Source organism: Bacteroides propionicigenes (genome assembly GCF_018390535.1).
GTDB lineage: Bacteria > Bacteroidota > Bacteroidia > Bacteroidales > Bacteroidaceae > Bacteroides > Bacteroides propionicigenes.
Genome location: NZ_JAHBBW010000001.1, coordinates 335,688 through 349,803 on the forward strand (window position 1 = coordinate 335,688; position 14,116 = coordinate 349,803).

The following is a 14,116-nucleotide window of genomic DNA, read 5'->3' on the forward strand; positions in this document are numbered from 1 at the left end:
TATCGAAGAACAATTCATTACTCTGAACAAGTGGCAAAGTTAATACTATTTCTTCCGTCCTGAAAATTTCTTGCCCTTTTTAGCCTCCGGGAACACGAACGTCGTGTTATATTCCCCGTCAAAGGCGACGACGGCATCGAAGCTCTTGCCCTGTTTGCTCTTGAAGCCTTTGAGCAGCTGGGTATGCCCTTCGGTGAGCAGGTCTTTGATTTCATCGTCGGACAGGGTGCGTCCCGCTTTCAGCCGGAACACGGGAAGCCCGCACTCCGTGTTGTCGCAGCGTACCACCTTGCCGTAGAACCGCATCCTGCCCGTGCCGCACTTGGGACACGCGCAACCGGAATCGCGGCTGCCGAAGAGTTTGTCGCATGAGAGCAGTTCGGAGGTAATCTCCCGCGTGTACGCCTCTATCTTTTTGCGGAAGGTATCGGCGGACAGCTCCCCACGCTCGATGCGTGCCAGTTCCTTCTCCCATTCGCCTGTCATGGCGACATCGGCGATGCGCATCGTCTTCACCACGGAATTGAGTGCAAGCCCCTTTTCGGTGGGGACAAGCAATTTCTTGCAGCGTTCCATGTAACCGCGCTTGAAGAGCGTTTCGATGATGGAGGCGCGTGTGGCGGGAGTACCGATGCCGCAGTCCTTCATCGCCTGCCGCAGTGCGTCATCCTCGATTTCCTTGCCCGCCGTTTCCATTGCGGACAGCAGGGTGGCTTCGGTATGTAGCGGCTTGGGCTTGGTCTTCCCTTCTGTGATGGAAGAGGCTTTCAGTGTCAGCGTGTCGCCTTCCTGCCAGCCGGGAATGGTGGTTTCCTCCTTGTTTTCCTCGCCATAGACAGCACGCCATCCGGCTTGCCTGATGACGCTGCCTTTCACGGTAAACTCCACTCCGGCACATTCCGCCATGACAGCGGTCACGTCCTTGACGCATTTTTCAGAGAATGCCTCGACCATGCGCCCGGCAATCATCTGATAGATGGTATTGTCCTCTTTGGAGAGGAAGAGCGGTTTCTCACCCGTGACGAGTAGGGCATGGTGGTCTGTCACCTTGCCGCCGTCTACGCTGCGGCGTGTCGGGATGGCTTTTGCCCGCACCTTGTCTTTCCATTCGTGCTGTGTGCCGATGAAAGCGAGCAGTTTGGGAATTTCGGCAAACACGTCTTCGGGGATGTAGCGGCTACCCGTTCTCGGATAGGTTATCAGCTTCTTCTCGTAGAGCTTCTGCGCGATTTCAAGCGTCTGCTCCGCCGTGAAGCCGTGCTTGGCGTTGGCTTCTTTCTGAAGCGTGGTCAGGTCGTACAGCAACGGGGTATCCTCCGTTTTCTCCTTGCGCTCGGCTTTCGTTACCGTTGCGAAGCCTGCCGCCTTTACCTTATTATATAGCTCCGTTGCCGGTTCTTTCGACTTCCATTTTTCAGAGGATGAGAATTTCACGACCTTGCCGTCGCAACCGTCCGTTGCGATATGGAGTTGCCAGAAGGCTTCGGGCGTGAAGCGGCGGTTCTCCCAGTAGCGTTCACATACCATAGCCAACGTTGGTGTCTGCACCCGCCCCACGGAGTATGTGCCGTGTCCGGCGGCGATGGAGAGAGCCTGCGTGCCGTTGATGCCCACGAGCCAGTCGGATTCGCTTCGCGCTTTGGCGGCGAGGTATAGGTTGTCATACTTGCCGCCGTCTTCGAGGTTGCGCAATCCCTCGCGGATAGCCTTGTCGGTGAGCGAGCTTATCCACAGGCGCACGAAAGGAGTGGTACTGCCCGTGTAGTGGTAGAGGTAGCGGAAGATAAGTTCACCCTCGCGTCCGGCATCGGTTGCCACGATGATTTGGTCGCTGGTGCCGAACAGCCTTTTGATTGTTTTTATCTGCGACACCACGCCGCTATCGGGCTTGTAGCCTTTCTCCGTCCTGACCTGACGGGGGACGAGCGTGAAGGTGTCGGGGATAATCGGGAGGTTGTCACGGACGAAACCGCGCACGCCGTAGCCATCGGGCATGGCGAGCTGGACAAGGTGTCCGAATGCCCATGTCACGGCATAGCCGCCTCCCTCGAAATATCCTTCCTCTCTCTTTGTCGCGCCCACGATGCGGGCGATTTCACGTGCCACGGAGGGCTTTTCTGCAATGATTGTCTTCATGTCTTCTTCTTTTTTGTTGATACTTTGGATTTTATTTTGGATTCAGTGGCGGACATCGGTCTATACTTTCATGCCCTTGCCCGTTTTCTTCTGCGGCTTGTCCTGCTGCTGTTGCTGGCGGGCGTCCTTCGGAGTGGTCTGACCTTTCTGCAAAGGCTCTTTCAGGTTCTTTGTCGCCTCGTTGGTCTTGCCCTCGTTGTTCACCGCCACCTGCGTGCGGCTCTCGTTGGACGGGGCGACCTGCTGCCCGATGTCGGGATTTGTTTCGTAGCGGTACGGGCGACCCTTCTCCGGGTTGAACTTGATATACATCGTGGCATGGAAGCCCTGCTTGTCGGTCACGTTCTCCAGTTTCACGGCTTTGCCCGCCACATAGTCGGCTTTCTGCTGTTCGGTGAAGTTCACGTCGCTCCATTTGCTGATGGGGCGGATGCTGCCGTCCTCGTTCGTCCACGTGTTGCGGCGTTGCTCCTTCTTGGTCTGTGTGGCATTTTCCCCGCCTTGCGCCTGACTTTTCGACGTGTCGCCTTTGGTTTCCTGCGTCTGTACGGTACGGGGCGACCTTCCGGTTCCCGGCACGAACTCCACGCCGCGCTGCTCCACGTTCACTTGCAGAGTGGTGACGAACTTCCTGCCGTCGTTGCGCTCGATGAGCTTGTCGCGCACGGGCAGTCCGGCGCGGAGCATATCCTGCTCCTGCTTGGTGATTTCCGTCTTGCCGATGCGCTCCGGGATGCGTACCTTGCTCGCCGGAATGTCCGTGATCTCATTCGTCTTGCGGTCGATGCTGATGTAGGAGGGGATAATCTCGCCCGTTTCCTTCTCCACGATGTCCACGACCCTGCCGAGGTTGCCCGTCTCGCGCAGGTTCTTCCGGTCGTCGTCGGAGAATTTGTGTTCCTTGTATTCATCCAGTTTCTGCTCCTTGCGGATGAAGTGCGGCACGAGGCTGATGTTTCCCTCGCCGTCCTTCTTGAAGGAAAGGCGGGCGTCCAGCTCGAATGCTTCGCCGCCGAAGGTGGGCTTGACCTTCACCAAGTCGGACTTGCCGTAGTGGAGCATCTTCGTAAGGTCGCCGGACTTTTCAAGGTCGTCACGCTTCACGCCCCATCTGTCCTCCAGCTCCTGCCAGTTGATTTTGCTCTCGTCGATGGGCTGGTAGCCCCGTTTGCCCTGCGTCTGTTCGGGATCTTCCTGTTGTTCTTTTTGTTGCTCCATGTTTTCCTGTTTTTGAGGTTCTTGTTTTTCGGTTGCCAGTTCTTCCTGCACCTTTTTCTCGTAGTCGGAGGTGTCCACCTTGTGAGGGGCAAGCAGCTCCTTGTTCGCTTCGGGGTCTTTCAGCAGTTGCTTCATCACCTCCAAGAGATTTTCGGCTTGGTCTGCCGCGATGCGGTAAAAACCGAAGCGGCTGGGTTCCTTGCACTGCCGGAAGAAGTTCTTGAAGAAGTTGTCCAGCACGTCGCCGTGTCGGTCGAATTGCAGGAAACTCTGCGCGTTTTCCGCTTTCGCGGGGGTGCGCTTGGGTGTGCCGTCCGCGTTCAGCCCGGCAACCACGCTGATCTCGCCCGTCTTCTCGTCACGGACCACCAGCACGTCCTTTTCGTCTTTTTTCTTTGCCATCTGAAAAATGTTTTAATGGGTTATTTATGAAAGAAATTATGGATACGAGCCTTGTAGAAGGCTATATCTTCCTTTTTGAAGTCCTTGATATGGTTGGAAAGGAATGTCAGCACGTCCTCCTCGCTGTAATAGGTTTTCTTGCCCAGTGTCTTGTAGGGCAATGCGCCGACACTGCGGTAGCGTTGCAGGGTGCGCTTGCTTATCTGAAGCAGCATGCACAAGTCCTGATTGTCGAAAAGGCGGATGCTTTCCGTGATAGTAGGCTGTTTCCCCTCAGCCTTCATCGCCAGCAGCAGTTCGTCCTGACGGTCGAGCCGTTCCATCAACTTCTGCATCCAGCCTTCGAAGTTGTTTCGTGTGAGCAGTTCCATGACCTATGTCCTCCTTCCTTTGGGGTTGCCGCCCGTGCGCAACGTGTGGTTGCGTTTCAGTTCCTGCGGTGTCGCCGCGTCCTCGTTGACGGTACTCTCATCAAGCAGGCGGTCGATTTCCGACTGCCGGTAGCGGCATTTGCCGCGAAGCACGACATAGCCGATGCGTTGCTCGCTGCGCATACGCTGGAGGGTGCGGGTACTCACGTTAAGCAGGTGCGCCGCCTCGCGTGTGGTGAGCAACCTGTCGGGCGATGCCGCTCTCTTGTCACCGGAGACGGCACGGACGTGTGCCGCAATCTCCGCTATCTGTTCCGTCAATGACCGGAAGACGGAACTTTCCATTGTTATCACTTTCATATTCAGTCCTTTCTTTTTGTATCTGCGGCAAAATTCGGCAATAAACAAAAGGGGCTTTAACAACTCACTACGTGACTCACGTAAGATTTTTACGGAAGATGGCTCCGTAACCCGGTCAAACGGCGCAACAGGCAGCCTTTCAGTGGAAAACGGCACGTGTCCGGGAGTGTATCGTTACCTTTGCGGGCAAACCGATAATTGCATGAATATGGAAATAGTATCAATTGAGAAAAAGACTTTCGAGATGATGGTGGCGACATTCGGCGCACTCTCGGAGAAGGTCGCCGCACTGAGGCGCAAAAGCGACACGGGGCGCATGGAAAGATGGCTCACGGGCGAGGAGGTCTGCGGGCAGTTGAGAATAAGCCCGCGTACGTTGCAGACGCTGCGTGACAGGCGGCTTATCGGCTACTCGCAGATAAACCGCAGGTTTTATTACAAGCCGGAGGAGGTAAAGCGGTTGATACCGCTTATCGGTACACTCTATCCGCACGGCAGATGATTTGATTTATTTACCCACTGAATCCGAAGTTATGATAAACGAGAACAACGATGTTTTTACGATGGAAGACGAGCCGATAGCCTCTGTGATGCAGGATATGCGCAAAGGCTCAAAATGGCTGTCCGCATTTCTGGAGAATTACCGTCCTCCGCTGGACGGGGAGCGTTACCTGACGGACGGCGAGGTGGCGGAACTGCTCCGTGTAAGCCGACGCACCTTGCAGGAATACCGCAACAACCGCGTGTTGCCCTTCATACTTTTGGGAGGGAAGGTGCTTTACCCGGAAACGGGGTTGCGCGAGGTACTGGAAGCGAACTACCGCAAGCCGCTGGAGTGACGCTGGCATGAAAAAGGAAACGGGCGACACCTTTTGTGGTGCTGCCCGTTTCTTGTCTTATGGGGTATGCGCAATCAGCAATACCCAGTTTTTCCGTTCTGTATGAACATCACGTATGCCTGCCGTTTCTCTTGTGAGAGTGCCTTTCCCACCAGCCATGTGCGAAACAGGTGGGTGTTGTAGGTGTTCAGCCGGAAGGCGACGGGTATGATGATTTCAAGCGCGTACACGTCCGCGTACAGCCCGTTTTCAAGTTGCATGTAACGGCATACCTTGTAGTCGTTCAGCACGTCCGACTTGCGGACAGCTTTGATGGCGGCGTTCACTGCCGGGACGGTCGTATGGAACAGTCCGGCGATTTCGGTGGCGGCCATCCATACGTCGTTACCGGTTACGCTGACCGCCTTGTTATCTATGATGATTATGTCACGTTTCATGGCTCCTCTTTTTTAGATGGTGCAACCTGCAAATTCCTCAATGCCGCTCAATCTTGCCACAAGGTTCTCCATGTCCTGATTGAGTTTCTCTTTCGTTATCTTAGCGTAAATCTGCGTCGTCTTTATGCTCTTGTGTCCGAGCATGGAACTGACGGTTTCGATGGGTACGCCGTTGGAGAGGAATACCGTCGTGGCTGCCGTGTGGCGGCTCTGATGCCACGTGATATGCTTGGTGATGCCGCAACGCTTGGCGACGGCACGGATACCGGCAAGGCACGTGTTATAATGCGGTACGGGGAATATCCTGCCGTCCTCGCACAGCCCCCGGTATTTGCCGATTATGCGGTTGGCGATGTCGAGCAGGCGGATGTTGGACACCACGCCCGTTTTCTGGCGGTTGATGTTTATCCACTCGTGTTCGTCGAAGTAGGTGCGGATATTCTCTTCTGTGAGGCTGCGCATATCCGAAAACGATAACCCGGTGAAGGCGCAGAACAGGTAGAGGTCACGGTACAGTTCTTGTTTGGCGTTTTTCAGTTTCCCGTCCATCAGCAGGCGTATTTCCTCTTTGGTCAGGAAACTGCGTGTCGTTTCCTCCTTCTTGATTTCATACTCGCGGAACGGGTCGCGTGTCAGCCACTCGTTGTTGATGGCGATGAAAACCATCGTCCGTAGCGGGCAGACATACAGCCACACGGTATTGGTGCAGCAGTGCTTGTCCGTGCGCAGGAACATCTCGAAATCGGAGATGAAAGCCGGGGTAAGCTCTTTCAGGGCGATGTCCTTCACATGGTAGCGGATGTCGAGGAACTCTTGCAGGTGCTTGTAAACGGTGCGGTACTTCAACAGCGTGCCTTTGGCTTTCATGCCTGCCTCCACCTGTTTCTCGTAGTCCTCGTTGTGCTGGCGGAACACCTGCATAAGTGTATGATGGCGGTGTTCCAGTCCAAGAAATGCGTTCTTGACTTTCTCCGCTGTGACGAAATTATCACGCTCCATGATTTCCTGATAGTGCCTGTTGATGCGTACCCGCATCTTGTCAAGCATACGGTTCGTTTCGAGTGCCGCCGTGCTTCTGCCCGTGACACGTCCACCTTTGGTGTCCCACAATTTCGGATCGACAGTCAGCTTGCAGCTGAACTGCGTTTGGCTGCCGTCAACTGTGATGCGTCCCATGACGGGAACTGTCCCGTCCTTTTTCACTACCTGACGCTTGAGGTAGTAGATTACTGAAAATGTACTCTTCATTGTCCTTAATTTTTTGGTTTCAAAATTAGTTGGTGAAGAGTCCGGTGTCGGTACGCAAAACGGAGAGGAACGGCGCAATCTTTTTCCGTAACCGGATTTTTCGCGTGAGTTGTCGGTAACTCACTATTCCTTAGTGTCTTGTTTCGCCCTCCGTGCCCGTTTGTCGCATTTTCGGGCATGGTTACGAACAAGTAACGTTGCGGCGTCAGGATTTGGCTTCGGCAGGGATTGTAATGGCTTCACGAATTATCGCCACTTCAACTAAAACCCTTGTAACTCAATTCTATCACTATATCTTTCCGCATTTCACTTTTTTGTAGTAACTTTGTAGATCCAAATAATATACTATGAAACAGAAATCAGCAATTACTCTTTTGTATCTCCTTTTGTCCATTTTATGTTATGGTCAAAAGGGCAAACTGTTTACTGTAGACAGTGAACTGTCAAGCAGCATGATTAATAGTATTTATCAGGATAAAGAAGGAATAATATGGATAGCTACCGAAGACGGTCTGAATAGATATGACGGAGCCAAGTTCAGTGTATACAAACACAACGCATACGATGAACATTCACTTTTAAACAACTATGTCCGTATTCTTTTTGAAGACACAAAGGGAGCTTTTCTGATAGGTACACTAAACGGTTTACAGGCTTATGACCGTGCAACAGGTATCTTTTCCACCATTCCCATGACCTTTGAAGACGGGGGTACATTAGGTGCGAATATATCTACCATCATTGAACGTAGTAATGGAGAAGTATTAATAGGAACATCCGGGCATGGCATATTCTCTTTAAGCATGAAGGAAGGGCATATAAAAGCCCAGCAATTACCCACATTGGTTCCAAGCTACCTCATCAACCAGCTTTACGAGGACCGAAAAGGTACACTATGGGTCATCACTAATGACAAAGGAATATACAGCATAGACAAAAATAAGAAACTGAAACATTACCCAAATGAAAAAGAAATGATATGGCCTTCTTCCATTTGTGAGGATAAGGCCGGAAACATTTATATAGGATGTTTGAAGAACGGACTATTCAAATACAATCCACAGACCGACTGTTTCACTCATATAAAATGCCCTTCCTATCCGCAATTACCGATTAAAGCTTTATATTCCATGAATCAAGATGAAATATATATTGGAACTGACGGAAATGGAATGAAAGTATATCAGGTACAGAAAGAACAGATAATGGAGAGTCCTATCAACGTTACCAGTTTCAATTTTAATAAGTCCAAAGTACATTCTATCCTCAAAGACAAACAAGGTAATCTTTGGTTGGGATTTTTCCAGAAAGGAGTTATGATTGTCCCTCCCATTACCAATAACTTCAAATATATGGGGTATAAATCTTCTACTCATAACACAATCGGTTCTTGCTGCATTATGTCTGTATACAAAGACCACAACGACTCTTACTGGATAGGTACAGATAATGACGGAATTTATTGTATCGCCCCGGACGGTAAACAGAAGGCGCATTTTGAACAAAGCCCCGATATCGGGCATTCGGTATCATCTACCATTATGAGTATTTGCGAAGACTCGGACAGAAACATATGGATAGGTTCGTACCGAGACGGTCTTGCAAAACTAAATCCTCAAACCGGACATTGCGAATACGTAACTTTGCCGTATAAAAACGAAGAGCAAGTACAAAGTATCTACAGTATTATAGAGGACAACCACAGACAGCTTTGGGTAAGCGCCATGGGGGCCGGGCTTTATCGTATCAATCTGGACACAAAAGATGTGTTTCGTTGCCCGACTCCTAAAAGCGGTCTTGAATATCGTCTCAAAGGTAACATGTTACATAATTCATGGATTAACTGCCTGTTGTACAGCTGCAATGACAAGCTTTATATCGGTACTTATGACGGTTTAGGCTGTTTGGATATACCAACAATGAGTTTTGTATCTACCTACAAAGTAAACCGCCTGCTGCAAGGAGATGTTATTTATGCACTGTATGAAGATCTGCATCAGAACATCTGGATAGGAACTTCACAGGGCTTAAAACAGTTGAATCACCAAACACAGGAAGTCAAACAATATACCATATCCGATGGGCTTCCCAGCAATTCCATTTCCGCCATTGAGGGAGACTTGGATGGTAACTTGTGGATAAGTACCAATTTCGGTATATCCCGATTCAATCCCGAAGCACAAACATTTGTCAACTTCTATGCCAGCGATGGTCTACAAGGAAACGAATTCAGCAAAGGAGTATCATTTGCGGGGAAAAAAGGAGAAATCATATTTGGTGGTACTAACGGTATCACTTATTTTAACCCAAAGGAAATAACAAGCCCCAATAAAAAGCCCGAAATACGTATTACAGACTTCTACATTCATGATAAAGCTGTAAAATTAGGCATGAAATCCGGACATTATGACATTATTAAGACTTCTGTAATGAATGCCGACAAATTTCACTTGTCGTACAAAGACAATTCATTCAGTATTGAATTCTCTGCAATGGAGTTTTACAGCCCTGAACGTATCAGCTACTCTTATATATTCAATAATAATACATGGGTGAATTTGCAACCCGGAGTCAACAGAGTATCATTCAGTGATTTGACACCGGGTACCTATCACTTCCAAGTAAGAGCCAGAGATTATAACTCCTATTCTGAAATCAAACAACTGACCATTATTGTTTCTCCACCTTGGTATGTATCACTGTGGGCCAAAACCATATATTGCCTGACAGCAATCATCATTGTCGCTTTCATCATTGTACAAATACGGCAACGCTACCATGCACGCCAAAGAATGTTAGAGCATATACACGCCGAGCAACTGAATGAAGCCAAACTGCAATTTTTCATCAATATTTCTCACGAAATACGAACACCGATGTCGCTTATTATCAGTCCGCTTCAGAAACTAATGGCGAACGATTCCGATACAGAGCGTCAACAGAGTTATAATATTATCTATCGCAATGCTGAACGCCTTTTGAGACTTGTCAACCAACTTATGGATATTCGGAAAATAGACAAAGGTCAGATGCAACTTAAGTTTCAGGAAACAGATATGGTAAGTTTCATACAAGATTTGTATGATACATTTACATATCAAGCTAATACCAAACATATCCTATTGACTTTCCACTCCGAAGTGAAAGAGTTAAAAGCATGGATAGACCCCAAAAACTTTGATAAAGTAGTCTTGAATATACTCTCCAATGCTTTTAAATTCACACCGGAAAATGGAAAAATAAAAGTTCATTTGTGTACCGGTAATAATCCCAATACCGCCCAGAAAGCACTGAGCCATTATTTTGAAATCAGCATAGAGGATGACGGAATAGGTATCAATGAAACTGAATTGGAGCGTATCTTCGATCGTTTTTATCAAATACGAAACAGCCAAAACAACTCAAACATCGGAACAGGAATCGGACTACACCTCACCCGCTCACTGGTAGAATTACATCATGGCAGTATTACTGTCGAAAACAATAAAGAGACCTCCGGATGCCGTTTCATTATCCGCCTGCCATTAGGAAAGGCGCATCTTACACCGGAAGAAATTGATAATTCAGTGCCCCAAAACAGCCCTGTACATATAACAACTGCCCTACCAGCGGCACCTATTACAGAAACATCTCAAAAAATACGTTCCAAATCCAAATATCGTGTCTTGGTAGTAGAAGATGATGAAGAAATTCGCCGTTATATCTGTCGAGAACTGGGCAGCAACTTCCATATGCAAGAATGCAATAATGGAAAAGAAGCCCTTACACAAATTCTCAAGAAAAGTCCGGATTTAGTTATAAGTGACATCATGATGCCTGAAATGGACGGTATAACTCTTTGCTCAAAAATAAAACAAAACATCAATATCAATCATATTCCCGTTATTCTGCTTACAGCAAAAAGCCGTGAAGAAGATAATCTGGAAGGTCTCAGCATAGGAGCAGACGCCTATATAACAAAACCTTTCAGCATTGAGATTCTCAGACAGAGTGCTTTTAATCTGATAAAGAGCCGGGAAAGGTTAAGAAATAATTTTCAAGGTAGTCAGGAACAAGAAGAACGGATGCAAAAATTAGAGATGGACTCACCGGATGATCGCCTGTTGAACCGTATTATGAAAGTCATCAATGACAATATAGCCAACCCTAAACTAAATGTTGAGTTGGTAGCTGACACTGTGGGAATTAGTCGTGTTCATCTTCACCGTAAATTAAAAGAACTAACCAATCAGTCCACCCGTGACCTGATACGCAATATCCGGCTGAAACAAGCTGCAAGCTTATTGGCAAGCAAACGTCAGAACATCAATGAGGTTGCAAGCCTGACAGGATTTACTAATGTAGCTTATTTCTCAACTGCATTTAAAGAGTTATACGGCATGACACCTACTGCCTATATGGAGCAACATTTAAACTCAACATCTTCTGATACGGAATGATACAAATAAAGCGGACTCCTACAGAAGGACATAAATAAATCTGTAAGAGTCCGCTTTATCTATCTATAAGAAAAATATCTATTTATTTCTTCTGCAAGGAGATTCATCCATAAATAAATAAGTATTCTGGTATCCGCCGCAATCTACTACTATCTTTTCAAACACGATTCCCGGATGCAATGGTTTCAGTATAAGAGTTTGAATATTATCCTGTGTCTCAGGAAGTTTCAGTTTCACTTGACTTTCAACTACCCTCCGGGCAACAGTCGGATAGAATACACTATATACATTCTCCGGCTCTTCGTTCAAGTTTGCATTGAAGTTAATTGTTTCCACATTACCACCATTAAACCCTACTTCATATTTATGTCCTTTTACATCATGAAAAGCCAACGTTGACTTCACTATGACGTGAACATTAACTTCCGTAACATCTTTAGGAATTTCCATCCTATATGCAAGAGAGGCCCCTGTAACATCCTTAGAATAAGGCATCAAAGCCACTCCACTCAACGTACGTCCCATATATGGGATAGTTGTCCATTGTGCCTCGGCAGCGTCCTTCTTCTCAAAATAGTGTTCGGCTTCCATTGCCACTACACCGTCTTGGGATTTAAAGACATATCCACCAGTCTCTTTAGGTTCTGCTATGCGATACACTTCCGGCTGCTTGTCTGCTGGGAAATTATCATTCCAAGAAGTATAACCGATATGCTTCTGTATCATCATGTTCTTCCACTTACCACCCGACATTACATTGTTATAATCGTAACACAAATCCTTGTCACGCTTAAAAGCCATTTCAACTTTATCTGCCCAATAATTAGCCTGCGGATTATTCTCTTTATAGAGTTTATGGTTCATGGCTTGTGCATAGTACATTTCATACAAATTGGCCATAGCCTGAACCGGAAAAAGAATCAATTGCTTATACGCATCTTTATATTCCGGTTTGAGTGCCATATATTGGCGCAATGCTTCCGCTTCAAGTTTTATAAACTCGTCTGACACTTGCTTCCACTCTCCGGTCTCTAAATTATAAGTTTCACAATCAAGCATCTCAGCTGTAACTCTGCCGGCATATTTACTATATAAATTCAAAATACGCATAGCTTCACCCGCTTGTTCTTCACCGAACTGTTGAGCGCAGAATTGACGTGGATGGTCTAACAAGTTATCAACAGTATAACGTTTAGGATTCCAAGCCATATCAAGAAATAAAGTAATAGGATATTCCATCGGCTTCAAATCGCCGACATTGAGTACCCATAATTTATCAACCCCGTAATCATACGTCAGTTGCAACTGTTCCCACATATTCTGAATCGGAGTCACATTAAGCCATTTAGTGTTACGAGGTGCCCCCACATAGTCTACATGATAATATATACCCCATCCTCCGGGATGTTTCCTTTCTTCAGCATTCGGTAAACGGCGTACATTTCCCCAATTATCATCACTCAGCAACATAATAACATCATCCGGCACTCTAAGCCCCATATCATAATAACGTTGCACTTCTTTATAAATAGCCCATACTTGCGGACGTTTTTCAGGAGCTTTTCCAGTCACCTCTTTGATAATACGTCTCTGGTTTTTGAAGATTTTTTCCATTAAACGCATATTCTCCTTATCACGCGGTACATATTTATCATCTTCTCCTTCCTTTCCACCCATTGGGGTATCACCATCACCTCTCATACCAATTGTTATCAAATCTTCCGTATTTAAAGCACGTTCAATACCTTCGCGAAAGAAACGGTCAATCACTTTCTGATTGGAAGTATAATCCCACACACCATACTCTTTACGTTTTCTCGCCCATTCTTGGTGATTACGTGCCATAGGTTCATGGTGAGAGGTTCCCATAATAACTCCCATCTCATTGGCTGTCCTGCTATTTTCGGGGTCATCTGCATAAAAGCTCCAACTCCACATGGCAGGCCACATAAAATTACCACGCAGGCGCAGAATTAATTCAAATACACGTGCATAGAAACGATGATCACCATAGTTTGTACCATATGTGTGTTTCACCCAACCGGTCAGACAAGGAGCTTCATCATTCAGAAAAATACCGCGATACTTCACAGCCGGTTCTCCTGCCGTATAATTTCCGCGAACGATAGATAAATTCTGCTGGGGAATAACCGGAACATCAGCCCAATCATACCAAGGAGAAACACCTATTTGTTCTGATAACTCATATATTCCGTAAATTGCTCCTCGTTTATCACTACCTACAATAACCAACGCCTCCTCCACATTCTTTAAAGGAGCGGTCACTACTGTCATCAGGTATTTTTCATTCTTACCATTCAGCGATGAAGCATCTATCTTCTTCGCTTTCACAAGTTCTTTTATAAAACGACTTTTAAGAGTACCTACTATAACCATACGCTTTGCACGTGGTTCAAATTCCAAATCAGCCGCCTTACCTGTTACTTTCTTAAAATCACTCTGAAGATTCTTCGCAGCTATCATTACACCGGCATCTTCCAACTCATCTATCAATATGGCATTAGGAGTACCGTTTTCTACAAGCGTAAATCTATCGGATGCCAACTGATTAAAGGTTATCCCCTTATTATCTATAGCCCCTGCATCCAAACACAAAGTTGAGAGTAACAATATTCCCAAACATTTTTTCATTTCCATAGTGCATT

At 47.3% G+C, this 14,116-nt stretch carries 10 protein-coding genes; 3 read left to right on the plus strand and 7 right to left on the minus strand.

The genetic code is table 11. The features are described from left to right. Positions 1 to 45: 45 nt before the first annotated feature. Genes KG118_RS01575 through KG118_RS01590 form a run of 4 tightly spaced genes read right to left on the minus strand, consistent with a single transcriptional unit; the run spans position 46 to position 4,487 of the window. Positions 46 to 2,136: a type IA DNA topoisomerase gene (locus KG118_RS01575; RefSeq protein ID WP_004371701.1), complete on the minus strand. Its 2,091-nt coding sequence runs from the start codon at positions 2,134 to 2,136 to the stop codon at positions 46 to 48. 60 nt (positions 2,137 to 2,196) lie between these two features. Beyond that, positions 2,197 to 3,756 carry a DUF3945 domain-containing protein gene (locus KG118_RS01580; protein ID WP_004371700.1) on the minus strand — a complete coding sequence of 520 codons (1,560 nt, stop codon included), beginning with the start codon at positions 3,754 to 3,756 and terminating at the stop codon, positions 2,197 to 2,199. Between the two features lie 20 nt (positions 3,757 to 3,776). Continuing rightward, positions 3,777 to 4,127 carry a helix-turn-helix domain-containing protein gene (locus KG118_RS01585; protein ID WP_004291454.1) on the minus strand — a complete coding sequence of 117 codons (351 nt, stop codon included), beginning with the start codon at positions 4,125 to 4,127 and terminating at the stop codon, positions 3,777 to 3,779. 3 nt (positions 4,128 to 4,130) lie between these two features. After that, positions 4,131 to 4,487: a helix-turn-helix domain-containing protein gene (locus KG118_RS01590; protein ID WP_025072716.1), complete on the minus strand. Its 357-nt coding sequence runs from the start codon at positions 4,485 to 4,487 to the stop codon at positions 4,131 to 4,133. Between the two features lie 202 nt (positions 4,488 to 4,689). On the opposite strand from KG118_RS01590, the gene KG118_RS01595 reads away from it, so the two are divergent. Both KG118_RS01595 and KG118_RS01600 read left to right on the plus strand, forming a co-directional pair. After that, a complete protein-coding gene (locus tag KG118_RS01595) occupies positions 4,690 to 4,989 on the plus strand; it encodes a helix-turn-helix domain-containing protein (protein WP_004371698.1) in 300 nt (99 codons plus the stop codon). A gap of 31 nt (positions 4,990 to 5,020) precedes the next feature. Continuing rightward, a complete protein-coding gene (locus KG118_RS01600; protein ID WP_025072717.1) occupies positions 5,021 to 5,326 on the plus strand; it encodes a helix-turn-helix domain-containing protein in 306 nt (101 codons plus the stop codon). A 74-nt stretch (positions 5,327 to 5,400) separates the two neighbouring features. On the opposite strand, the gene KG118_RS01605 is transcribed toward KG118_RS01600, so the two are convergent. Together KG118_RS01605 and KG118_RS01610 are read right to left on the minus strand one after the other, a co-directional pair. Further along, positions 5,401 to 5,763, minus strand: a complete 363-nt coding sequence (locus KG118_RS01605) for a hypothetical protein (protein WP_004371696.1) — start codon at positions 5,761 to 5,763, stop codon at positions 5,401 to 5,403. A gap of 12 nt (positions 5,764 to 5,775) precedes the next feature. Further along, on the minus strand, positions 5,776 to 7,011 hold the full coding sequence (locus KG118_RS01610) for a site-specific integrase (RefSeq protein ID WP_004371695.1): 1,236 nt from the start codon (positions 7,009 to 7,011) through the stop codon (positions 5,776 to 5,778). 347 nt (positions 7,012 to 7,358) lie between these two features. Between KG118_RS01610 and KG118_RS01615 the strand changes: the two genes are divergently transcribed. After that, complete coding sequence (locus KG118_RS01615) at positions 7,359 to 11,450, plus strand: hybrid sensor histidine kinase/response regulator transcription factor (protein ID WP_117711229.1); 4,092 nt, start codon at positions 7,359 to 7,361, stop codon at positions 11,448 to 11,450. A 78-nt stretch (positions 11,451 to 11,528) separates the two neighbouring features. On the opposite strand, the gene KG118_RS01620 is transcribed toward KG118_RS01615, so the two are convergent. Continuing rightward, complete coding sequence (locus tag KG118_RS01620) at positions 11,529 to 14,108, minus strand: glycosyl hydrolase 115 family protein (RefSeq protein WP_117711228.1); 2,580 nt, start codon at positions 14,106 to 14,108, stop codon at positions 11,529 to 11,531. Positions 14,109 to 14,116: the final 8 nt, after the last annotated feature.